The organism is Pseudomonas sp. 21 (assembly GCF_000955805.1).
Taxonomy (GTDB): domain Bacteria; phylum Pseudomonadota; class Gammaproteobacteria; order Pseudomonadales; family Pseudomonadaceae; genus Pseudomonas.
The window spans coordinates 42,644-65,686 of the sequence record NZ_JYOA01000008.1; the positions used below are offsets into that span (position 1 = coordinate 42,644).

Consider the following 23,043-nt stretch of genomic DNA (forward strand, 5'->3'; position numbering starts at 1 on the left):
GGAGCGGGCCATGCCCGCGAATCGCGCGCATGGCGCGTTCCTCCTGTCGCTGAGGCCGGAGTGGGCGGAAGACAATCGCGGACAGAGTCCGCTCCTGCGCCCGCGGGTGAATGCGGACTCCTTTGTAGGAGCGGGCCATGCCCGCGATTCGCGGGCATGGCGCGCTCCTGCAAGGGCGTTGTCGGTGATTCATCGGGCGCCAAGTGCCCGCGCCACCCGGCGGGTCGCCCGCGCCGCTTCCTGGGGTAATCCGAGTGCCGTATAGACCTTCTCCAGGTGGCGGTTGCCGGGCACGTCCAGCGCGTCGTAACGGCGCCGCAGTTCCAGCGCCTGCTGCGCCGCCAGCCAGTTGCCGGAGCGCAGTTGCGCGTCCAGTTCGATCAGTGCGAACAGGTCGCGCTGGGCATGGCTGCCGCCGATCTCGCCCAGGCGCGGCAACGCCTGCCCCAACCGCCGTGCCGCGAGTGCGTACTCACCGCGGGCATGGGCGTACAGGCCTTCGGCGGCGGGCAGGGTAACGTCGGCCCAGACCACGCGGCTGAAGTCCGGCGCGTTGCGTGCCTGCTGGCGTAGCGCCTCCAGCAATTCACCGGCTTCTTCCTGCCCGGCGCGAGCCAGGCCGTAGAGGTACTGCAGGCTGAGGAACGGCTGCACGACATCCGCCCGGCGTTCGCGCAGGTAGGGCAGCAGCGCTTCCCAGCGCGGGCCGACGTCGATGCCGGCGAACTCCAGGCGGGCCAGCAGCGAGACGGCGCCGATCTGATCCTGGGAATACTCGGGGAAGATGCCCCACACATGCCGGTCGTAGATTTCCAGCACGCGCCGATCATTGCCGCGCGCCAGGTGGAACAGCGCCAGATGCCACCAGTTGTGGGTGTACATGAAGGAGTTGAGCCCCTGCCAGCCGGCGCTGGCCTCTTCGAGGAACTGCGTGCCTTCCTCGATGCGGCCACGGGTCAGCAGTACGTGGGCGAGGGCGTGTTGCGCCCAGGGTTCACCGGGCAGCAACTGCAGGGCGTAGCGGGCCGCCGCTTCGGCCTCCTCCAGCAGGTGGCACTGCTCGTAGGCGAAGGCCAGCATGCCGTAGGCCTGGGGCACTTCCTCCGCGCCTTTCACGGCCTTCAGGGCGGTGCGCAGCATGGCCGGTGAGTTGCCGCGGTTGAACTCGAAGTACTGGTTGAGCTTGGCGGCCAGCAGGTCGCGCGGGTGCTCATCGAGCAGCTGTTCGCTCAGGCGCAGCGCTTCGGGCAGGTCGTCGGCGCTCCAGGCTGCGAGCAAGGCGGTGTAGCGCTCGGCGCGGGGGATGCCCGGGCCAGCCGCCCAGGCCCGTTGCAGGTAGCGCGAGGCCAGGCTGGGCGCCTGTGGCGATTCGGCGAACATCATCAGCAGGCCGGCGAAGGCGTTGGCCAGCACCGAGGCCGGGTCTGCGTCGGCGCCGGCGAGGATGTTTTCCGCGCGGGTCTGGTAGGCGAGTACGCCGCCGGTGAAGTCATCGATGGCCTGGCGGGTGTCTTCGCGCTCGCTGTCGATGGGGTTGCCGAGGTAGTCCTGGGTCATGCGCTGCTGCTCCAAGTAGAAGATGCAGGCTAGTCGCAAAGCCTGTGCCAGTCGCGCAGGCCGCGCCGTGCGTGGGGCAGCGCAGCAGCGGCTGCTGCTTTTCAGGCAATGCGCCGGTGGCACTGTGTGATTTGCACCAGCCGCTGCGCGCCGAAGCGCCGCAAGCCCCGCAGCGGCGGGCCCGCGGGGCCATGGCACAGCGCTTGCTCACGCTCCTGGCAAAGCCGATTCGCGGCGCTGATCCTGCAGGAGCTTCCATGTCCAGTCCCACCTTCCGCCTCGCGCCCCGAAGCCCTCGCCATGCCCGGTTGCTCGCCGGTCTGCTGGCGGCCGGCCTGGCCCTGGCCGGCGCCGCCAAGGCGGAGCCAACCCGCGGCGGCCAGCTCGACCTGGTGGCGCAGCCCGAGCCGCCATCGCTGTCCCACGCGGTGGTCAGCCACGTGGCCACCCAGTACGTCGGCGGCAAGATCCTCGAAGGGCTGATCACCTTCGACACCGACCTCAAGCCTCAGCCGGTGCTGGCCCGCCGCTGGACGGTGTCGCCGGACGGGCTGACCTACACCTTCGACCTGCAGCCCGGCGTGAAATGGCATGACGGCCAGCCCTTCAGCGCCGACGACGTGGTGTTCAGCTTCCAGGAGTTCTACCCGGAAGTGGACAAGCGCATGGCGAGTATCTTCGGCGAGTACCTGCAAAGCGTGCAGGCCAAGGGCGCCGACCAGGTGGTGTTCCAGCTGAAGAAACCTTTCTCGCCGCTGCTGTCGGCGCTGGGCAGCGGGCTGCGGCCCATCGTGCCCAAACACCTGTATGCCGGCACTGATCTGCGCAGCAATCCGTACAACCTCAAGCCGGTCGGCACCGGCCCGTTCGTGTTCCAGGAGTGGAAGCGCGGCGCCTATATCCGCCTGGCGCGCAACCCGGACTACTGGCACAAGGGCCTGCCTTATCTCGATGGCATCGTCTACCACGTCATTCCCGACGCCGCCGCCCGCGCGGCCGCCTTCGAACGCGGCGAAGTGCAGGTGCTGCGCAGTGGTGATGCCGACTACGCCGACCTCAAGCGCCTGTCGCAGCTACCGGGCGTGGAGGCCTCCGAGAAGGGCTACGAGCTGTATCCGGGCCTGGCCTTCCTGCAGATCAACACCCGCAAGCCGGGCCTGGACAACCCCAAGGTGCGCCAGGCGATCCTCTATTCGCTGAACCGCCAGTTCATCGTCGACAACATCTTCTTCGGCACCGGCCGCGTGGCTTCCGGCCCGTTCCTCGGCGCCTTCCACGACCCGAATCTGCCGCAGTACGGCTATGACCCGGCCAGGGCCAAGGCGCTGATCGCCGACTCCGGCGTGGACGTCAGCAAGCTGCGCGTGCGCCTGCTCAACGGCGAGAAGGGCGGCGCCTGGGAGCGCCTGGCCGAGTACACCAAGCAGGCGTTGCAGCCGCTGGGCATCAAGGTGCAGGTGGCGACCTCCGATGCCGCCACCTGGTACCAGCGCGCCAGCGACTGGGACTTCGACCTGACCTACAACTTCATCTTCCAGATCGGCGATCCCTACCTCACTACCGCCTACCTGTACCGCACCGACTACATCCTCAAGACGTCGCCCTTCGCCAACATCACCGGCTACAGCGACGCGGCTGCCGACGCGCTCTGGCAACGCATCGCCAACACGCCCGAGGGCCCGGAGCGCCAGGCCGTGTACGGCGAGCTGGAACGCAAGCTCAACGATGACCTGCCGATCGCGCCGATCTTCGAGATGCGCTTTCCCACGCTCTACCAGCAGCGGGTGCACAACCTGATCCGCAGCGCCACCAGCCTCAACGACAGCTACGCCGAGGTCTACCTGGAGCCCGCCAAGCAATGAATGTGCTGCTGTACGCCGGCGCACGTCTGGGGCGCGCGCTGGCCCTGATAGTCGCGGTGCTGGTCGGCGCCTTCCTGCTGCTGCGTCTGGCGCCGGGCGACCCCGCGCTGCTGATGGCGGGCGAGGCGGGCAGCGACGACGCCGACTACATCGCCCGGCTGCGCGGCGAGATGGGCCTCGACCTGCCGCTGCCGGTGCAGCTGTGGCGCTACCTGGCGCAGATCGCCCACCTCGACCTGGGCTACTCCTACCGCAACCAGGAAAGCGTCTGGCAGCTGATCGCCGAGCGCCTGCCGGCCACGCTGCTGCTGATGGGTTCGGCCTTCGCCGTGTCACTCACGCTCGGCGTGGCCCTCGGCGTGCTCGCCGCACGCAGCCAGCAGGGCAGTGGCCGGCTCGACCGCTTCATCGGCCGCGCCGTCTGGGTGCTGTTTGCCACGCCACCTTTCTGGCTGGCACTGTTGCTGGTGCTGCTGTTCTCGGTGCAACTGGGCTGGCTGCCGGCCTTCGGCATGCAGAGCGTCGGCGCCGACCTGAGCGGCTGGGACTGGTGGGCGGATCGCCTTGGCCACCTGTTGCTGCCGTGCCTGTCGCTGAGCTTCCTGTCGCTGGCGATGTACGTCCACCTGACCCGCAGCGCCATGCTCGACATCCTGCCCCAGGAGCACGTGCGCCTGGCCCGCGCCAAGGGGTTGGGCGAAGGGCGCATCCTGCTCGCCCATGTGCTGCGCAATGCGCTGGTGCCGGTGGTGACCTTCGCCGGCCTGCAACTCGGTCAGCTGGCCAGCGGTGCGTTGCTGATCGAAGTGGTCTATGCGTGGCCGGGCATCGGCCGGTTGCTCTACGACGCTTTGAGCCAGCGCGACTATGCGCTGCTGCTGGGGGTGTTCCTGGTGATCTCGTGCCTGGTGGTGGCGTTCAACTTCCTCACCGATCTGCTCTGCCGCCTGCTCGACCCGCGCATCGGCGCGGCGGGGGAGGTGCGATGAACGCCCTGCTGCGACCCGGCGCCATGCTCGCCGCTGGCTTCCTGATCCTGCTGGCCGTATCGGCACTGCTGGCCCCCTGGCTGTGCTCGGCCTCGCCCTGGGAGATGCTGGCGCGGCCGCTGATCCCGCCGTTCAGCGACGTCAGCCACTGGCTGGGTACCGACATGCTCGGCCGCGATATCGCCACCGGGCTGCTCTACGGCGCGCGCACCTCGCTGACCGTCGGGCTGCTGGCGACGCTGGCGACCCTGTTGCCGGCACTGCTGGTCGGCGCCACCGCCGGCTACTTCGGCGGCTGGATCGACGAGCTGCTGATGCGCATTGCCGAGTGCTTCCAGATCATCCCGCAGCTGGTGCTGGCGGTGGTGCTGGTCGCGCTGATGGAACCCTCGGTGGGCTCGGTGGTGCTGGCCCTCGCGCTGGTGGCCTGGCCGCCGGTGGCGCGGCTGGTGCGCAGCGAGTTCATGAGCCTGCGCCAGCGCGAATTCGTCCAGGCGGCGCTGGTGCTCGGCCAGCGGCCGGCGCGCATCGTCTTCGTGCAGATACTGCCCAACGCGCTGTCGCCGCTGCTGGTGAGCCTGACCTTCATCCTCGCCGCCGCGATCCTGACCGAGGCCGCGCTGGCCTTCCTCGGCCTGGGCGATCCGGAGGCGATGAGCTGGGGCTACATGATCAACGCTTCGCGCAACCTGCTGCGCGAAGCACCCTCGATGAGCCTGCTGCCGGGCGTGGCGATCCTGCTCACGGTGCTGTCGGTGCAGCGAGTTGGCGAGGCGCTGCGCGAAGCCGTGCAGGCGCCTGGACACCCGGGAGGACGCCCATGAGCGAGAAACTGCTGGAGGTGCGCGACCTGCGCATCGACCTGCCGGCGGGCGGCGACCGTGCCAGCGCGGTCAACGGCCTGTCCGTCGAGCTGGAGGCCGGTGAAGTGCTCTGCGTGGTCGGCGAGTCCGGCTCGGGCAAGTCGATGCTCGCCAACGCCATCCTGCGCCTGCTGCCGGCGCACCTGAAACCGCTGGAGGGCAGTATCCGCTTTCGCGGCGAAGACCTCGCCGGGCGCAGCGAGGAGGGCATGCGCGAGCTGCGCGGCAAGGACATCGCCATGGTCTTCCAGGAGCCCATGAGTGCGCTCAACCCGCTGCTGAGCATCGGCCGGCAGATCGACGAGAGTCTGCGTGCCCACGGCGTGAAATCGGCGGCCATGCGTCGCGAGCGGGTGCTCGATCTGCTCGGCTACGTCGGCCTGCCGGCGCCGCAGGAGCTCTACCACGCCTATCCCTTCCAGCTCTCCGGTGGCCAGCGCCAGCGGGTGGTGATCGCCATCGCCCTGGCGCTGGAGCCGGCGTTGCTGATCGCTGACGAGCCGACCTCGGCGCTGGACGTCAGCACCCAGGCGCAGGTCCTGGAATTGCTGCGGCGCATCCGCCGCGAGAAAGGCATGGCGGTGCTGCTGATCACCCACGACTTTGCCGTGGTCGAGGCCATCGCCGACCGCGTGCTGGTGATGGAAAAGGGCTGCGGGGTGGAACAGGGCGCACTGCGCCAGGTGCTGGATGCCCCGCAGCATCCCTACACCCGCCAGTTGCTGGCGGCGTTGCACCATGGCCTGCGTGGCCCACGGCGTTTCGATGCGGACGCACCGCCGCTGCTGGAGGTGGCCGGGCTGCACAAGCACTACGACAGTCGCCAGGGCTTCTGGCGCCGGCGCCGGGTCACCGCGCTGGCCGACGCCTCGTTCAGCCTGCGCCCCGGCGAATGCCTGGGTATCGTCGGCGAGTCCGGTTCGGGCAAGACCACTCTGGGGCGCGCGCTGGTGCGCCTGCTGCGCCCGGACGGCGGGCAGATCCTGCTGCGTGGCCAGGACCTGGCGGCGTTGTCCCAGCGCCGCCTGCGTCCGCTTCGCCAGCAGGTACAAATGGTTTTCCAGGACCCGTTCGCCTCGCTCAATCCGCGCCAGCGCGTCGGCCGGCAAATCATGGCCGGGCCGCTGGCTCACGGCGTTCCCGCTGCCGAGGCGGAGCGCCGCGCACGGGAGCTGCTGCAGCAGGTCGGCCTGCCGGAAGCGGCCTTCGAGCGCTATCCGCGGGACTTCTCCGGCGGGCAGCGGCAACGCATCGGCATCGCCCGCGCGCTGGCGCTGCAGCCCAAGGTGCTGGTGGCCGACGAATGCGTGTCGGCGCTGGATGCACTGGTGCAGCAGCAGGTGCTGGAATTGCTGGAAAGGCTGCAGCGTGAACTGGGCCTGAGCCTGGTCTTCATCACCCATGACCTGCAGGTGGCGGCACGGCTGTGCGACCGTATCGCAGTCATGCAGGGCGGGCGCATCGTCGAGTTGGGCGAGGCGCAACAGGTGTTGCGCGCGCCGCGACATGACTACACGCGGCGGCTGCTCGCCGCGCATCCGCTGCGCGAAGTGGAGGAGCCCGCATGACGGCGCCGCGACAGATGGCGCTGGGGGCATTCCTGATGGCCACCGGGCATCACCTGGCGGGCTGGCGGCATCCCCGAGCGCACGCCGCTGGCGGGCTGGACGTGGCGCACTACCAGGCGCTGGCGCGCACCGCCGAGCGCGGCTGCTTCGACGCGATCTTCCTCTCCGACACCCTGGCGATGTTGCCCGGTCGGCTGGAGGCGCTGAGCCGCATGGCGCGCACCGAGCACTTCGAGCCATTGACGCTGCTGGCGCATCTCGCCGTCAGCACCCGGCACATCGGGCTGGTGGCGACCGTCACTTCTTCGTACAACGACGCGGCGAACGTGGCCGACACCTTCGCCACCCTGGAAACCCTCAGTGGCGGCCGCAGCGGCTGGAACCTGGTGACCTCGAGCAACGCCGAGGAGGCCGGCAACTTCGGCCGCGATCGACACTTCGAACATGCCTGTCGCTACCGCATGGCGGAGGACTTCCTCGGGCGCGTGCGGGAGCGCTGGAGGGCCCGTGGCGTGGCGCCGGTGCAGGTGCTCGCCGGGGCTTCGGAGGCCGGCCGGGAACTGGCGGCGCGGCAGGCCGAGGTGTTGTTCACCGCGCAGCCGGAACTGGCCGGCGCCCAGGCTTTCTACCGGGACATCAAGCAGCGCATGGCGCGCCATGGCCGTGACCCGGCCGCGCTGAAGGTGATGCCCGGCGTGCTGCCGATCCTGGGCGCCAGCCGCGCGCAGGCCGATGAGCGTCGCAGCGCAGCTGCAGGAGCTGGTGCAACCCGTGGTGGGGCTGTCGCTGCTGTCGGACGTGGCCGGCGGCTTCGACCTGTCGCGACTTCCGCTCGACGGTCCGCTGCCGGAGCTGCCGCCCACCGAGTCCGGCGTCAGCCGCCAGCACCTGCTGCTGGAACTGGCTCGCCGTGAAGGCTTGAGCATTCGCCAGCTGTACCAGCGCATCGCAGACGCCCGTGGCCATCGCGTGGTTGCCGGCACCGCCGTGGACATCGCCGACCAGTTGCAGGAGTGGTTCGAGTCCGGCGCGGCGGACGGTTTCAACATCATGCCGCCGTACCTGCCCGGCGGCCTCGACGATTTCGTCGCGCAGGTGGTGCCCCAACTGCAGCATCGCGGCCTGTTCCGCCGACGCTACAGTGGCAAGACCCTGCGCGACCACCTGGGCCTGGCCCACAGCAAGGAGACTGCCGAACATGGCTGAACACTGGACCCAAGCACTGCCGCTGGTGCGCGGCGAGCGGGTGGAAATCCGCCCCGGCCGGCACATCAGCCTGGCCCACAGCACGGGGCATCGTCACCCTCGGACCGTGGTGTTCTTCGCCCACGGCGGCGGTGGCAACAAGGACCAATGGCGCGAACAGTGGCGCGAGCTGCAGCGCGAAGGCTACAGCCTGGTGGCCTGGGACCTGCTCGGTCATGGCGCCAGCGACAAGCCACGGCGCGCGACGGACTATGCCTGGGATGAGCTGGTGGCCGATCAGGTGGCGGTGCTGCGGCGCTATGCCGGCGAGCGCAACATCCTCGCCGCGCACTCCTTCGGCACCGGCCTGAGCGTCAGCAGCCTGCTGGCCCTGCAGGCGCAGGGGCAGGGCGCGCTGGTCGATTCGGCGCTGCTGCTGGGCACCCAGCTCAGCCGTCCGCTGGGGCGTGGCGGGTTGCTGTCGCTGCCTGCGTGGCTGCTGGAGTGGTTCCGGCCGGTCCTGTCGAAGGGGTTTCGTGAGCGCGCCTGGCACGCTGATGCCGATCCCGAACTGGTGGACTACGAGGAACGGCTGACCCGCCACAACCGCCTCGATGTGTTCAAGGCGCTGGTCAGCCAGGCGTCCTGGCTACCGGAGGCGGAACTGGATCGCCTGCTGCTGCCGGTGCGGATCGTCTCCGGCGACAGCGACGGCCTGACGCCCGCCGAGCGTGCCCAGGCCTTGCACCAGCGGTTACCCAATTCGCAGTTCGAGGTACTGGAGAACTGTGGCCACCAGTTGATGCTGGAGAAGCCGCAGACCGTCAACCGCCACCTGCACGAACTGCTCGCCACCTGATGCGGACCTGCATTGAAATGACCGATACCCGCCAGCAACTCACCCGGCAGATCATCGACGCCGGCCGCTTCCTCTACGGCCGTGGCTGGTCGCCGGCCACCAGCAGCAACTACTCGGCGCGCCTGGCCACTGATCGTGCATTGCTCACTGTTTCCGGCAAGCACAAGGGGCAGCTGGGTGAAGACGATGTGCTGGAAACCGATCTGGCGGGCAACAGCCTGGAGCCGGGCAAGAAGCCTTCGGCGGAAACCCTGCTGCATACGCAGCTGTATGCCTGGCGGGCGGAGATCGGGGCCGTGCTGCATACGCATTCGGTCAACGCCACGGTGCTCTCGCGCCTGACCGTGGGCGATCGCCTGGAGCTGCAGGACTACGAACTGCAGAAGGCCTTCAGCGGCGTCACCACCCATGAAGACCGGGTCACCGTGCCGATCTTCGAAAACGACCAGGACATAGCCCGTCTGGCGACGAAGGTGCAGCCCTGGCTCGATGCGCACCCGGACTGCCCCGGCTACCTGATCCGTGGCCACGGGTTATATACCTGGGGCGCGCGCATGGGCGACGCGCTGCGCCAGGTGGAGGCGTTCGAGTTCCTGTTCGAGTGCGAGCTGAAGGTGCTGGGCCTGCGTGGCGGTCGAAGCTAGGACGCTTCGACCTCGGCGGGGTGGAAGGCCACCACGCGGTTGCGCCCGCCATTCTTGGCCTGGTACAGCGCGCTGTCGGCAGATTGCAGCAGCTCGGCCCAGTTGGCCGGGCTGAAGCGCGAGGTGCTGGCGACGCCGATGCTCAGGGTGAGTACGCCCAGCGGGCCGTGCTCGTGCGGTACGGCGAGCCCTTGCAGGCTGGCGCGGATGTGCTCGGCCAGTTCCAGCGCGTCGGCCTCTTCGCTGTCGCCCAGCAATATGACGAACTCCTCGCCGCCGAAGCGTGCCGCGCAATCAGCCGGGCGCCGGGTCCACTCGGCGATCACCCGGGCGACGGTCCTGAGCGCCGCATCGCCGGCGGGGTGACCGTAGTGGTCGTTGTAGGCCTTGAACTTGTCGATATCCATGAGCATTACCGACAGTGCCGCGCCGCTGCGCTGGTAACGCGACCACTCGTGGCCGGCGCGCAGGTCGAAGGCGCGGCGGTTGTTCAGCCCGGTCAGCGGATCGGTGCTGGCCGCCATTTGCAATTCGGCTTCCTTCCGGTCGCGCTGGCGCATCTGGCGCAGGGCGATCAGCGCCAGGCCGATCACCGTGCCATCCAGGGCGAGCCCCAGCAGGGCGATCAATCCGCCGCGCCAGTACCAGTCCTCGTAGATCTCGCTGGAGGGCAGGGCCACGCTGAACACCAGCGGGTAGCCCTCCACGGGGCGGAAGTCGTGCCAGCGTTTGACGCCGTCGCTGCCGCGGTCGAAGAAGGTTTCCTCGCCGCTGGCCAGGTAGCGTTCCAGCGCTCCGGCCAGCGTCCCGGTGGGCGGTGCGTCGGGCCAGCGTGCCAGCAGCGTGCCGTCGCGCATGTGCAGGCTGACGGTGCCGCCTTCGCCGAGGTTGAGGTCGCTGAACAGCTCGCGGAAGTAGCTCAGCTCCAGATTGGCGCCGACCACGCCGGCGAAACTGCCGTCCTCGCGCTCCAGGCGTCGGCTCAGGGCGATGCTGTTGCGAGCGTTGCTGGAGTAGGGAATGTAGGGGTGGCTGATGAGCAGCTCGTTTCCGCTCGCCTCGCGCTGCGCCAGGAAGTACTCGCGCCGGGACAGGTCGATACGGTCGGGGATTTCCTTGCCGAAGTTGAAGGTGGCTATGCCCTGGGCATTGGTGATGAACATCGAACCCATGCCATGGGTCGGTGCGGTGTAGTCCTTGAGCAGCGATTGGCGGACCTCGCCGGAGAGTGCGCGCATTTCGGGCTCGGCATGGGCATGCACGACTGCCTTCAGGCTCATGTCGTAGAGGTCGAGATTGCGCTGGATATCGCGCTGCACCAGCAGGGCGATGTTGTGGCCATTGGCGCTGGCGACTTCCAGCGCGTCGTGGCGCATTTCCAGGATGGCCCAGAGCGACAGGGCGCTGATGGCGGCGGTCAGGCCCAGGCTGCTGGCCAGGATGGTGCTCGAGCGGTGGATCGGCATGCCGGTGTCCATACGAAGGCGCAAGAAGAGGCGGCCGCGCGGCAGCGCGTGCCTCAAGGCATATAGCAGCAATCTGCCGGGTTGTCCGGGCGCCAGCGCAGGAGTGCAGCGTTTTTCGGGCAAAAAAAATGCTGCCTGGAACAGGCAGCATTCATGGGTCACGCACCCTTGGTGACTGGGTTCAGTCTGCCGGCGCGAGATTAAGCTTTGATGAAGGCGCGATCCTCAGTACGTGGCGCGCACCGTCAGCATGAAGTTGCGCGGGTCGCCGTAGACGTTGCCGTAGGTCGAGGTGCCGACCGTCTGGTAGTACTTCTTGTCGAACAGGTTGTTGCCGTTGAGCGCGACGTTCCAGTGTTCGTCCAGCTGGTAGTCGACCAGGGCGTTCCACACCGCGTAGCCGCTTTGCTGGTAGTCGAACGGCACGTTGCTCTGCACCACGTTGCCATTGCTGTCATAGGTGGAGGCGGTGCCGCTGACCTTGGTCGCACTCTGGATATCGACGCCGCCGCCGACGCGGAACTTCGACCAGTCGCCCGGCAGGCGGTAGGTGCTGAACAGCTTGGCCATGTGCTTGGGCGTGACGGTGCTTAGCTGGCCCCCGGCGGTGCGGTTCTTGTTGAGGTTCAGGGTGTAGCTGGCCATCAGCATCCAGTCCGGCAGCAGCTCGCCGGAGATTTCCATGTCGACGCCCTTGCTGGTCACCTCGCCGCCGTTGACGTAGCAGCAGTTGCCGCCGAACAGCACGGAAGTGGCTTCGTACTGTGGGTCCAGCACGGCCTGGTCTTCACGCTTGGTGTAGTAGAGCGCCACGCTGGTGTTCAGCGTGCCGCCCAGCAGCTCGCCCTTCAGGCCGGTTTCGTAGGTCTTGCCGGTCATGGGGTCGAGGGTGCTGCCGCTGCCCAGCGGGCCGGCCATGTAGTTCTGCTGCGGCTTGAAGATTTCCGCGTAGCTGGCATAGGCGGCCCACTCGTCGGTGAGGTCGTAGACGATGCCGCCAAACGGGGTGGTCCTGGTCGGCTCGCGCATGTCGACGCGCGACTGCACGCCCCACACACCGTTGGCCAGGGTCTGGTAGGTCTGGTCGAACTTGTAGCGCTGCACCCGCGCACCGAGGATCAGGTGCAGAGGCTCGGCCAGCTGCAGGCGCAGGCTGGAGTAGAGGCCGTACTGGGTCTGGCTGTTGGGGCTGTAGTCGCGGGTGACGTCCGGGCGCGCGCCGGGGTCGGTCCAGGGCGTGGAATTAGGGTCGAACACGTCCACCGCGCCGCCGGAGCTGGCAAAGCGGGGCGTGCCCTGCCAGCGGCTGTCGATGTCCTGGTAGTCGCCGCCGACGGTGAGCTGGTGGTTCAGGCCGAACAGGCTGAAGTTGCCCGAGACGTTGGCGTCCCAGAGGTCCTGCTCGCTCCACTGGGTGATCCAGGTGCCGTAGCGGGTGACGCCGGTGCCGGTCACCGGGTTCACCGAACCCAGGGTGGTGGCGTTGTTGGTCTCGATGGTGTCGTAGATGTTGGTGTAGCTGAGGTTGAGCTTCCAGTCGTCGTTCAGGCGGTGGTCGAGCTTGGCGAAGTATTCGCGGGAGAAACCGTCGGCGTAGGCCCAGGTGGTGGACAGCCCGGTATGCCGCGGCAGGCCGAGGTCGACGCCGTTGCTGTAGCGCGGCACGGCGTTGGCGGTACCGGTCTCGTGGACCTTGTTGAAGCGCAGCCCGCCGGTGAGCATGGTGTCGTCGGTGACGTCGGCTTCCAGCACGCCGTAGAAGATCGGCTTGTCGGTGGCGCGGTTGTCGGTGAAGTACTGGCGGTCCTGGTAGGCCACCACCGCGCGCCCGCGCAGCTTGCCGTCGAAGCCCAGCGGGCCGGTGACGTCGAGCTCGCTGCGGTAGTTGTCCCAGCTGCCGGCGGAGGCGCTGAACTTGAGCTGGTAGGTGTCCAGCGGGCGCTTGCGCACCAGGTTGATGATGCCGCCGGGGTCGCCGGTGCCGCCGAACAGCGCCGAGCTGCCGCGCAGCACTTCGACATGGTCGAACTCGGCCATGTCGTAGACGTTGGAGGAGTAGAACGAGCCGGCAGTGGTGCCCAGCGCCATCGGCGCGGCGCCGTCGAGCTGGATGTTCTGGATGGCGAAGCCGCGCGAGTAGAAGTCCTGGATGCGGAAGGTGTTGCTTTGCACGGTGACGCCCGGCACCGCCTTCATGGCGTCGTTGAGGTCGGCAATCTGGCGGTCGTCCATCAACTGGCGGGTGAGCACCGAGATCGACTGCGGGGTTTCCTTCAGCGAGGTCGGGGTCTTCGAGCCGACGCTGGTCAGGCCCGGTGTGTAGCTGCCGCTGTTCTCGGTGGCCTGGCCCATGCCCTGGCCCATGATGGTGGTCTCGCTCATCTCCAGCGCGGCGTCGTCCTGCGGGATCAGCACCAGCTGGTAGCGGTTGCCGTTGCGCTGCGCGGCAAGGCCGCTGCCCATGAGCATCAGGTCCAGCGCTTCCTCGGCGCTGTAGTGGCCGCGCACGGCCTGGCTCTGGCGGTCGCGGGTCAGTTCGGCGTCGGCGGCCAGCAGCAGGCCGGTCTGCGCGGCCAGTTCATTGAGCTGGCGGGCGAGGGGGGCGGCGGGGATGTCGAAGGTTTGTCGCTGTGCCTGTTCAGCGTTTGCCGCGGGGGACACGGCGAGTGGCGCGACGGTGGCCAGGCTCAGGGCGATGGCGAGAAACAGGGGATGCTTTTTGCTCGGGAAGTGCTGGTCTTGGCGTGACATTCCGGTTCCTTGGCGTCCGGTTATTAGGGGTGTTTCCTAGTAATCCGAAACAGAACGGAAAATCGGAACCATTCTCGAAAACTTTTTTCTCGGGCGCGAAACCTGAGTTGGCGGATGCGTCGGCAGTTCGCGAGCAAGCTCGCTCCTACAGGTGAAGTCTCGCTCTATGTAGGAGCGAGCTTGCTCGCGAACAGAGGTGCCTGCGCGGCTAGCTGCGCGGGACCACCGTCACCCACCAGTCGAAACGCCGCTGCACACGCACCGGCAATGCTTCTTCGAGCTGCGCCAGGGCCTGGTCGGTGTCCGCCAGCGGGAAACTGCCCATGACGCGCAAGCGCGCCACGGCCGGGTCGACGCCCAGGTGCCCGCGCCGGTAACCGCCCAGTTCGGCGATGAACTCGCCCAGCGGCATGTCCTCGGCCAGCAGCAGGCCGCGGCTCCAGGCTTCGCGGCGGGATTCGGCGCGAGTGATCGCACCGGCTTCGCGGGCATCGAAGACGACGCCCTGGCCCGCCTGCAGGGTGAGGCTGGCGCCGCTGTCCTGCAGGGTGGTGCGCACCGCGCCCTGGTAGACGTTGAGCTGCGTGCGCGGGCCGAGCTCGCGCACGCTGAAGCGGGTGCCCAGCGGTTGCAGCAGGCCGGCACGGGTGCGTACCTGGAAGGGACGGCTGTCGCCGTGGCCGGTTTCGATCAGCACTTCACCGGCGTACAGCACCAGCTCGCGGCGGGCATCGTCGAACTGGACGTCCAGCGCGCTGTCGCTGTTGAGCCAGACCTGCGTGCCATCGCTGAGCCGCTCGCTGCGGCGTTCGCCGAGGGCCGTGCGGTACTGGGCGCGCCAGGCGTGCAGGCTGTCGATGGGGTTGGCGCGCCAGCTCAGCCAGCCGAACAGGCCGGCACCGGCGAGCACGCTGAACTGGCTGAGCAGCCGGCGGCGTGTCTGCTTGCCGGTACGCAGGGTGGCCAGCGTCCGGTGCGCGGCGGGGCCCTGCTGCTGGATGCCGGCGAAGCGCTGGCTGATCCGTTCGATGTAGCTCCAGGCGAGGCGCTGCGCTTCGCCCTGGTCCATCCAGCGCCGCCACTGTGCGTGCAGTTCGGCGTCGTTGGGCGATTCCTGCAGGCGCGCAAACCAGTCGGCGGCGCTTTCCAGCGTGGCGTGGTCGAGGCCGGGGCGCGCGCTCACTGCAGCACTCCGTCCAGTTCCGCCTCGAGCAGGGCGCAGTGGAACATGGCCTGGGCGATGTACTTGGTCACCGTGCGTACCGACACACCCAGCTCCTCGGCGATCTCCCGATAGCCCATGCCGTGCAGCTGCGACAGGCTGAAGGCGGCGGCGACCTTGGGCGGCAGGCGCTCCAGCAGGTCCTGCAGCTGGCCGAGGGTTTCCAGGATGATCGCCTGGTGCTCCTGGGACGGCCAATGGCTTTCCGGCACCAGCGCCAGGGCTTCCAGCCAGGCCTTCTCCAGCTGCTTGCGGCGCCAGAAGTCGACGCACAGGTGCAGCGAGATGCGGCTCAGGTAGGCGCGGGCGTGCACGTCGCTCTCGAACTCCCGAGGCTGCGCCAGCAGGCGCACGAAGACGTCCTGGGCCAGCTCGGCGGCGTCGCTGGCGTTGCCCAGCCGGCGATTGATCCACTGCTGGATCCAGCCGTGGTTCTCGCGGTAGAGGCTGGCCACTTGGGCTCTATGGGCGCAGGCAATGGGTCGTGTCATGGGAGGCCGGGCGAGAATCCGTGCAAATGCGAATTATTATCAAAATAACCGAATGCCCGGCCTCAGGGCAATCCTCAGGGCAATCGCGCTTCGCGGGGAATCGGTTCAGGGCGCCAGGAAGGGCTGCATCTGTGCGCCGAACCAGTCGAGGAAAACCGCCAGCCGACGCGAGCGCTGGCGACGATTGGGGTAGAGCATCGACACCGGCATGGGGGCGGGCCGGTGCTCGGGCAGGACTTCCACCAGCGCGCCGGCATCGAGCAGGTGCTGCACATCGAACCACGGCACCTGGATCAGCCCGAGCCCGGCGCAACAGCTGGCGATGTAGCTCTCGACGTTGTTGACGATGACCCGGCCGGGCAGCTCGATGCGCTGTTCGCGGCCCTCGTCGATGTACTCCCAGGGCCATGCCTGGCCGCCGGTGGACGGGCTGTAGCCGATGGCCTGGTGGCCCTTGCGCAGGTCGTCCAGGTGGCGTGGCACGCCGTGCTCGGCGAGATAAGCGGGGCTCGCGCAGTTGACCAGCAGCACCTGTCCCAGCGGTTTCACCACCAGGCTGCTGCTGGCCAGCCGGCCGAAGCGGATGACGCAGTCGACGCCTTCGCTCACCGGGTCGATGAGCCGGTCGGTGGAGCCCAGTCCCAGTTGCAGGCGCGGATACTGGCGGAGAAATTCCGGCAGGGCGGGAATCAGCAGGCGCCGGGCGATGCGGCTGGGCACGTCGACATCCAGGCGCCCGCTGATCTGTTGCGGGTGCGTCTGGAACAGCTGGTCGACCTCGTCGTACTCATGCAGCAACTGCCGGGCTCGCTCCAGCAACTGCAGGCCATCCGCCGTCAGGCTGACCTTGCGCGTGGTGCGATGCAGCAGGCGCGTGCCGACGCCACCTTCGAGTTGCTGGACGGCGGCGGACACCGTGGCGCGGGGCAGCTTGAGCACCCGCGAGGCCTGGATGAAGCTGCCCAGTTCGGCAACCTGGATGAAGATGCGGTACTGCTCGATGCGCTCCATGGCACCTCGGGGGGCAATCCGGCGCCTGCCTGGCGCGGGGACGCCGGAGCGGCGGCCAGGGCCGGTCCGGCGTCACGGGGGTTACTTGGTGGTATAGCCGCCGTTGATCAGCAGCGTCTGCCCGGTGATCCACCAGCCGTCGCTGACCAGGTGGCGGATGAAGGGCACCACGTCCTCGATGTCGGTCAGGCCGGTCTTGGAGAAGGGCGACAGGGCGGCGGCGGTCTTGTGGTAGTTCACCGCGTCCTGGCCTTCGGCCGGGTAGAAGAACGGCGTGTCCATCGGCCCCGGGCCCACGGCGGTGACAGAGATGCCGCGCTCGCCGAGCTCCTTGGCGGCGGCGCGGGTGAAGTGCTCCACCGGTGCCTTGCCACCGGCATAGGCGGCATAGAAGGGCGTGAAGGCGCCCAGCAGCGAGGTGACGATGGTGCAGATCTTGCCGTTGTCGTTGAGGTGCTTGCCGGCTTCCTTGATGAAGAAGAACGCCGACTTGGCGTTCACCGCCATCATCTCGTCGTACTCGGCTTCGCTGATCTCGGCCATGGGTTTCTTCAGCACCTTGCCGACGGTGTTGATGGCGATGTCCGGCTTGCCGACGGCAGCGAGCGCATCGGCGAAGAGCTTCTCCACCGCGCCGGCGCGGGTGAGGTCGGCCTGCAGGGCGACGGCCCTGGCGCCCAGTTCCTGCAGCGCGGCAACGGTCCTGTCGGCCTCGGCCTTGCTCGAGGCGCTGTTGTAGTGCACCGCCACGGCGGCGGCTCCCTGGGCGGCGAGGTCACGGGCGATGAGCCCGCCGAGGTTCTTCGCTCCTCCGGCGATGAGTACCACTTTTCCCTTGATCGAATGGTCGGCCATGCTGGTCAGTCCTGCTGGGTTGAAGGCAAGCCTGAGTCTAGTGGGGCGGGCGGCGAAGATAATTCCGTGGTGGCGGGATGGACTGTCCAGGCAGGCTGGACAATCGCCACCCGCGGTAGTGGCGAGCGGCCGCGCCGCAAAAAAACAGGCCGGCGGTGGTGCCGCCGGCCTGCCTGGTGCAGCCCGATCAGGGCGTGACGATGTTGAACCAGAAGTCGAAGTTGTCCATGTAGCTCATCAGCTCGTCGAGCTTGCCCGCATCACCCTGTACCTTGATCTCGCCCGAGCCTTCCGCGTCCTTGAGCGTGGTCTGCTTGAGCATGAGTTTGTTCAGGGTGTCGCGGGTCAGGGTGATGGTGGCGTCGGCATCTTTCGCCTGCGCGCCTTCGGTGTGGTTGAGCACGCCGTTGACCATCTCCAGGCTGTACTTCTGCTTCAGGTCGGTGAAGTCGAAGTTGAGGGTGATGTGCTTGTCTGCGACTTCAGGCCCTTTCAGGCGCATGGCCAGGTAGTCGAAGAACAGGTCCAGGTCCATCGCCTTGACGGTGTCGGGGCTGGCGGTGTCCGGGGTCGGCAGCTTCTGTACGCCGTTGCGCAGCTCCTGCGCGCCGGTGAGGTAGAAGTTGCGCCACGGGCCGCTTTCGGCCTGGTAGCCGAGCTGTTCCAGTGCATCGGCCTGCAGGTTCTTCGCCGCCTGGTTGTTCGGGTCGGCGAAGACCACGTGGTTGACCACCTCGGCCACCCAGCGGAAGTCACCCTTGTCGTAGTACTCCTTGGCCTTCTTCAGCACGGCGTCGGCGCCGCCCATCATGTCGACGTAGCGCTTGGCTTCCTCCTCGGGCGGCAGTTCCCACAGGGTCGCCGGGTTGCCGATGAACCAGCCCAGGTAGAGCACGTAGGTGGCCTTGACGTTGTGGTTCAGCGAGCCGTAGTAGCCACGGTTGGAGAAGCGATCGGCGATGCCCTTGGGCAGTTTCACCTGCTCGGCGATCTCGGTCATGGTCAGGCCCTTGTTGGCCAGGCGCAGGGTCTCGTCGTTGATGTAGCGGTACATGTCGCGCTGCGAGGAGAGCTGGTCGCGGACTTCCTTGTTGCCCCAGATCGGCCAGTGGTGCATGGCGTACATCACCTGGACGTCGTCGCCCCACATCTTCAGCGCCTCGTTGAGGTACTTGGACCAGGGCAGCGGCTCGCGGATCTTCGCGCCGCGCAGCGAGTAGGTGTTGTGCAGGGTGTGGGTGGAGTCCTCGGCGGTGTTCAGCGCCTTCTTCTCCTTGATGTAGTACATCATCTCCGCCGGTGCCTCGCTGCCCGGCGCGTAGAGGAACTCGTAGGTGAGGCCGTCGATGACGCGCTTCTCGCCGGTCTTGGAAATGATGTCGGTGGGCGGGATCAGGGTCACGGTGCCGGCCGAGGTGGTGGTGCCCAGGCCGGCGCCGAGCTGGCCAGTCTCGCTGGGCGGCAGCAGGTTGCCGTACATGTAGCTGGCGCGGCGGCTCATGGCGGTGCCGGCCATGACGTTCTCCGCCACGGCGTGTTCGAGGAAGCCCAGCGGGGCGTAGATCTTCACCTTGCCGGCCTTCACGTCCTTCTCGTCGACCACGCCGCGCACGCCGCCGTAGTGGTCGACGTGGCTGTGGGTGTAGATCACTGCGACCACCGGTTTCTTCGGCCGGTGCGCGTAGTAGAGGTCGAGCGCCGCCTTGGCGGTCTCGGCGGAAATCAGCGGGTCGAAGATGGTGATGCCGGACTTGCCTTCGACGATGGTCATGTTCGACAGGTCGTAGTTGCGCACCTGGTAGATGCCATCGGTGACCTGGAACAGGCCGGAGATGTTGATCAGCTGCGACTGTCGCCACAGGCTGGGGTTGGTGGTGGCCGGGGCGGCTTCGCCTTCCTTGATGAAGTTGTACTTGGCCGGGTCCCAGATCAGGTTGCCTTTCTCGCCCTTGATCGGCTCGCTCGGGAGCGGCGCAATGAAGCCCTTGTGGGCCAGTTCGAACGAGGTCTTGTCGTTGAAGGGCAGTTCCTGCAGCAGGGCGTCGTTGGCGGCCTTGGTGGCGTCGGTGGCCGGCTTGGGCGCCTCGGCGGCCCAGGCCTGGGTGGTCATGGAAATGGCTGCTGCCAGCAGGAACGACGAGCTGAACTTCCAGAGCCTGGCGTGTCCCTGTCTATCCATGGAATTCGAAGTCTGCGCGATCGGTTTCATGTCAAGCTCCTTCTTGCTTGATGCGCTGTACCCTTCGAGGCAACTGCCAGCGGTGTCTTTTGTTTACTGCATCGGGGTTCGGGGCCTCGTTTGCGCGGCATGACCTGCAGCGGGCAGGCCATGCCGTGGCATCGGGTTACTTGTGCTTCAACTGCTCGTAGGACTTGACCATGTCCCGCGCCCAGCCATCGAGCAGGGCCTTGGCGTCGTTGGCGGACATGACCTGGGAGGAGTTTTCCAGCTCGGTGCCGGCGCCCTTGCGCACCACCTGGGCGACCACCGTGCCGTTGCTGCCGTCGAGGAAAGCGGCTTCGGTGGCGATGCTGGTGTCCTGGTCGCGGATGCCGGTCGCGGTGCTGACCCCGGCGGCGATCAGGGCGATGGGGATGACTTCGTAGGGTTGCAGGCCCTTGGTCGAAGCGCTGACGGCGGTAATCGCCGGGCGCACGATCAGCACGCCCGGGCCGGGGCCGCTGGCCAGGGGCAGGGCCTTGGCGAATTGCGTCTGCAGCGCCTGGTCATAGTACTTGGTGATGCCATCCAGGGTGCTCTGCGGGATCTTCTCGCTGGGCTGCGGTTGCGGGTAGAGCTGGCTCGGTTCCACATACACGCTGGTGAACTGGCTGACGTCGATGCCAGGTTTGATCCAGCGCATCACCGGTGCGCCGGAGGGGGACTTCTCTTCCTTCAGGACCTTGTAATCCTTGAGGAAGCCGGAGTAATTCTCCGGCTCCACGTACTTGCTGGCGCAGCCTGTGATGGTCAGGGTGGCCAGGCACAGCGGCATGGCCAGGAGTTTCCAGTTCATTGCATTGCTCCTTTTGGGGGGGACTGCATCGATAGTGTCGGGACCGCGCTCTTGCCGGCGCCTTGCTCGTGCTCAGAAACGCCAGGTCGCACCGCCGCCGATGACATGCAGGGCGGCGTTGCGGTATGTGCCGGAAAGGGTCTCTCCGGAGCGCGACTTGGTTTGTTCCACATCCATGTCGCCCATCCAGATCAGGGTGTAGGCCAGGTGCAGGTCCAGCCCTTCTTCGAGCTGGTAGTTGACTCCGGTCGCCAGGCGCCAGGCCTCACCCATGGGGTTGTCCACGGTGCGATCCTCGTCGTCGACCGCCGAGCTGTCGTAGCCCAGGCCAAGGCTCCAGCGCCATTGCGGGGTGGCCTGGTACTGGGTGCCGATGGAGGCGTGCCAGGTGTCCTTGTACTTGCGGTCGACGGTGCGGTCGACGCCGCCGGCGTTGGCGTCGACGTCCACGCCGATCTCGCCGAACTCGCTCCAGTCCTGCCAGCCCAGGCTGCCCAGCAGCTTCCACTGCGGGTCCAGCTGGTGGGCGATGCTCAGGGTCGCCGTCTGCGGGATGTTCACGTCGAGCTCCAGCGAACTGACGTCCAGGCGGTTGAGCGCGGCGTTGATGATCGGGTTGCTGATCTTGCTCACGTCGGGGCTGTCTTCGAATTCCAGCTTCACCTTGCTGGTGTAGGCGAAGCCGATCTGCGTGCGCTCGCTCAGGTCATAGAGCAGGCCCAGGTTGACCCCGACGCCGACGTCGGTGTCCTTGTATTCCAGCTGGCCGTCGGGGTTGTCGCGCAGGCCCAGCAGGTTGTTGTTGATGGCCATCTCGGTGCGGTAGTAGCCGTAGACGATGCGCGGGCCGATGCCGACAGTGAGGTCGTCGGTGAACTTGTGCGCGATGGTCGGCTGGAAGGACACGCCGATGATCGCGGTTTCCTGGCTGAAGTAGCGGCCGGCCCAGTCGTCGTCGTAGTTCAGCGCCAGGCCGAAGTTGCCGTACATGCCGAAGCCGATGGCCGAGCGTTCGTCGATCTGCTGGCTGACGAAGAGGCTCGCGCCGGGCAGCCATTCCAGGGCGTTGCCGCCTTCGTTGCCATCGAACTGGTTGTTGTCGTCACGGGAGAAGCGCAGGTCGCCGAGGATGACCTGGGCGTTGGCGCTGATCTGCGTACCCTTGAGCTTCGCGATACCGGCGGGGTTGCTCATCAGCACGCTGGGGTCGCTGGCCAGGGCCGCGGAGCCGGCGTTGGCCAGGCCCATGCCTTCCTGCCCGGCCTCGTAGATCATGATGCCGCCCGCGGCAGCGGGGCCGGAGAACAGGATACAAAGCGATGTGGCAATGGTGGCGCTGATGGCCTTTGCGGCGCCTGTACTGTCTCTCGTCATCGAGCATCCCCCTGCTGGTCCCTGACTGGCTCTCGCGTCGCGCTGGCGGCGTGAAAGGCATTCGCTCCGAATGCGCTCTGGAGACGTTGAGCCTGCTACCCAATGGGAAGCCGGTTGTGAGAAAGAGCCTAGATAGCGATACGGGATATGCAACCGGGTTTTTGCTTCAATGCGCGATCAATGTGCAGTACACGACACATGGGTGGGCATAAAACGTAGCCAATCGTCTGGCCTGGCGGTCGCCCCGCCGCCTGGCGAGTGCGCGCCCGCGAAGCGGCGTTGGTCCCATCCGGGGGCGGCTGTCGCGAAAGAGTGATGCTCCTGCAGCGATGCCCTGGCTTGCGCTGGGCGTGGCGCCTCGGTCAGCATGCCGGCCGCCACTCTTCGAAAAGACCTGCCGCCCATGCGCCGCCTGCCTTCGCTCACCGCTTTGCGCACCTTCGAGTCCGCCGCCCGCCACGCGCATTTCGGCCGCGCCGCCGCCGAGCTGTGCGTCACCGACAGCGCGGTCAGCCACCAGATTCGCCAGCTCGAAGAGCAGCTGGGGGCGACGCTGTTCGAGCGCCAGGGCCGCCAGGTGCAGCCCACTCCGCAGGCGCGGCGCCTGCTGCGCAGCCTGCAGCAGGCCTTCGACCTGATCGGTACGGCGTGCGATGAGTTGCGTGATCCGGGCTCCCAGGCACAACTGCATATCGCGGTGACGGTGGAGCTGGCGCAGAAGTGGCTGGTGGGCCGGCTGGCGGACTTCGCCGAGCGTTATCCGGAGATCGTCCTGCACCTGCATGAACAACCGCTGGAAGCGCCGGGGCCGGCCGCCGAGATCGACCTGGCGATCACCTACGGCACCGGCCCGGCGGACGCCAGCACCTACTTCGTGCGGCCATTGCCAACCCTGCAGTTCTTCCCGGTGTGCAGCCCCGGCCTGTTCAACCAGTCGCCGCTCAAGCACCCGCGCGACCTGGCGCGCCACTGCCTGCTGCACGATGACCAGGACGGCAAGTCCTGGACCGCCTGGCTGACCACCCATGCCAGCGACATTCGCCCCAGTCGGCACGTCTACCTCGGCCACGCCGGGCTGACCATGGAAGCGGCGGTGCGCGGGCAGGGCGTGGCCATCGGCGACAACCTCACCAGCGCCGAGGACCTGGCCAATGGCCGGCTGGTGCGCCCGTTTGCCGCGCAGATCACTTCGCTGGGGCAGTACGCGCTGGTCTGCGAACGCCTGCGCCTGGAGAAGCCGGCGGTAGCCAGCTTCATCGAATGGTTTACCGACCAGCTTGCTGACAGGTAGCACCGCAGCTCCCTTGTAGGAGCGCCCCATGGGCGCGA

General features: G+C 67.5%; 19 protein-coding genes. 9 read left to right on the plus strand and 10 right to left on the minus strand.

What is annotated here, in order from left to right:
• Positions 1-189: 189 nt before the first annotated feature.
• The gene (locus UB43_RS19605) at positions 190-1,557 is read right to left on the minus strand and encodes a tetratricopeptide repeat protein (RefSeq protein WP_045214318.1); all 1,368 of its coding nucleotides are present in this window, start codon (positions 1,555-1,557) and stop codon (positions 190-192) included.
• A gap of 257 nt (positions 1,558-1,814) precedes the next feature.
• Here UB43_RS19605 and UB43_RS19610 point away from each other — a divergent pair, with 257 nt between their 5' ends.
• The 8 genes from UB43_RS19610 to UB43_RS19640 are packed head-to-tail and all read left to right on the plus strand — an operon-like array spanning position 1,815 to position 9,527.
• Positions 1,815-3,419 (plus strand): ABC transporter substrate-binding protein, encoded by a 1,605-nt coding sequence (locus UB43_RS19610; protein ID WP_045214321.1) that lies wholly within the window; start codon positions 1,815-1,817, stop codon positions 3,417-3,419.
• Entirely contained in the window at positions 3,416-4,408 is a 993-nt protein-coding gene (locus UB43_RS19615; RefSeq protein WP_045214324.1) for an ABC transporter permease, read from the plus strand. Before UB43_RS19610 ends, UB43_RS19615 begins: the two co-directional genes overlap by 4 nt.
• The gene (locus UB43_RS19620; RefSeq protein WP_045214326.1) at positions 4,405-5,232 is read left to right on the plus strand and encodes an ABC transporter permease; all 828 of its coding nucleotides are present in this window, start codon (positions 4,405-4,407) and stop codon (positions 5,230-5,232) included. The genes UB43_RS19615 and UB43_RS19620 overlap by 4 nt, the downstream gene beginning before the upstream one ends.
• Positions 5,229-6,839 carry an ABC transporter ATP-binding protein gene (locus UB43_RS19625; RefSeq protein WP_045214328.1) on the plus strand — a complete coding sequence of 537 codons (1,611 nt, stop codon included), beginning with the start codon at positions 5,229-5,231 and terminating at the stop codon, positions 6,837-6,839. Before UB43_RS19620 ends, UB43_RS19625 begins: the two co-directional genes overlap by 4 nt.
• Positions 6,836-7,753: an LLM class flavin-dependent oxidoreductase gene (locus UB43_RS19630; protein ID WP_256205187.1), complete on the plus strand. Its 918-nt coding sequence runs from the start codon at positions 6,836-6,838 to the stop codon at positions 7,751-7,753. Before UB43_RS19625 ends, UB43_RS19630 begins: the two co-directional genes overlap by 4 nt.
• Before the next feature lie 4 nt (positions 7,754-7,757).
• The gene (locus UB43_RS30100; protein ID WP_256205188.1) at positions 7,758-8,045 is read left to right on the plus strand and encodes a hypothetical protein; all 288 of its coding nucleotides are present in this window, start codon (positions 7,758-7,760) and stop codon (positions 8,043-8,045) included.
• Positions 8,038-8,883, plus strand: a complete 846-nt coding sequence (locus UB43_RS19635; protein WP_045214329.1) for an alpha/beta fold hydrolase — start codon at positions 8,038-8,040, stop codon at positions 8,881-8,883. The genes UB43_RS30100 and UB43_RS19635 overlap by 8 nt, the downstream gene beginning before the upstream one ends.
• A 17-nt stretch (positions 8,884-8,900) precedes the next feature.
• The gene (locus tag UB43_RS19640; RefSeq protein WP_045214855.1) at positions 8,901-9,527 is read left to right on the plus strand and encodes a methylthioribulose 1-phosphate dehydratase; all 627 of its coding nucleotides are present in this window, start codon (positions 8,901-8,903) and stop codon (positions 9,525-9,527) included.
• Here the strand turns inward: UB43_RS19640 and UB43_RS19645 are convergent.
• From UB43_RS19645 to UB43_RS19685, 9 genes are all read right to left on the minus strand, one after another.
• Positions 9,524-10,993: a sensor domain-containing diguanylate cyclase gene (locus UB43_RS19645; protein WP_045214331.1), complete on the minus strand. Its 1,470-nt coding sequence runs from the start codon at positions 10,991-10,993 to the stop codon at positions 9,524-9,526. The genes UB43_RS19640 and UB43_RS19645 overlap by 4 nt on opposite strands.
• A 225-nt stretch (positions 10,994-11,218) precedes the next feature.
• The gene (locus tag UB43_RS19650; protein ID WP_045214333.1) at positions 11,219-13,744 is read right to left on the minus strand and encodes a TonB-dependent siderophore receptor; all 2,526 of its coding nucleotides are present in this window, start codon (positions 13,742-13,744) and stop codon (positions 11,219-11,221) included.
• 208 nt (positions 13,745-13,952) lie between these two features.
• Positions 13,953-14,927: a FecR domain-containing protein gene (locus tag UB43_RS19655; RefSeq protein ID WP_045214335.1), complete on the minus strand. Its 975-nt coding sequence runs from the start codon at positions 14,925-14,927 to the stop codon at positions 13,953-13,955.
• Positions 14,924-15,457: a sigma-70 family RNA polymerase sigma factor gene (locus UB43_RS19660; RefSeq protein WP_045214338.1), complete on the minus strand. Its 534-nt coding sequence runs from the start codon at positions 15,455-15,457 to the stop codon at positions 14,924-14,926. Before UB43_RS19660 ends, UB43_RS19655 begins: the two co-directional genes overlap by 4 nt.
• A 105-nt stretch (positions 15,458-15,562) precedes the next feature.
• On the minus strand, positions 15,563-16,468 hold the full coding sequence (locus UB43_RS19665) for a LysR family transcriptional regulator (protein WP_045214340.1): 906 nt from the start codon (positions 16,466-16,468) through the stop codon (positions 15,563-15,565).
• Positions 16,469-16,549: 81 nt separating this feature from the next.
• Complete coding sequence (locus tag UB43_RS19670; RefSeq protein ID WP_045214342.1) at positions 16,550-17,323, minus strand: SDR family oxidoreductase; 774 nt, start codon at positions 17,321-17,323, stop codon at positions 16,550-16,552.
• A 187-nt stretch (positions 17,324-17,510) separates the two neighbouring features.
• Positions 17,511-19,502 (minus strand): alkyl/aryl-sulfatase, encoded by a 1,992-nt coding sequence (locus UB43_RS19675; RefSeq protein WP_082085886.1) that lies wholly within the window; start codon positions 19,500-19,502, stop codon positions 17,511-17,513.
• Positions 19,503-19,668: 166 nt separating this feature from the next.
• A complete protein-coding gene (locus tag UB43_RS19680; protein WP_045214344.1) occupies positions 19,669-20,340 on the minus strand; it encodes a DUF3313 domain-containing protein in 672 nt (223 codons plus the stop codon).
• A 72-nt stretch (positions 20,341-20,412) separates the two neighbouring features.
• Positions 20,413-21,714 (minus strand): OmpP1/FadL family transporter, encoded by a 1,302-nt coding sequence (locus UB43_RS19685; protein WP_082085874.1) that lies wholly within the window; start codon positions 21,712-21,714, stop codon positions 20,413-20,415.
• Between the two features lie 403 nt (positions 21,715-22,117).
• On the opposite strand from UB43_RS19685, the gene UB43_RS19690 reads away from it, so the two are divergent.
• Positions 22,118-23,005, plus strand: coding sequence for a LysR substrate-binding domain-containing protein (locus tag UB43_RS19690; RefSeq protein ID WP_045214346.1), 888 nt, complete (start codon positions 22,118-22,120; stop codon positions 23,003-23,005).
• Positions 23,006-23,043: the final 38 nt, after the last annotated feature.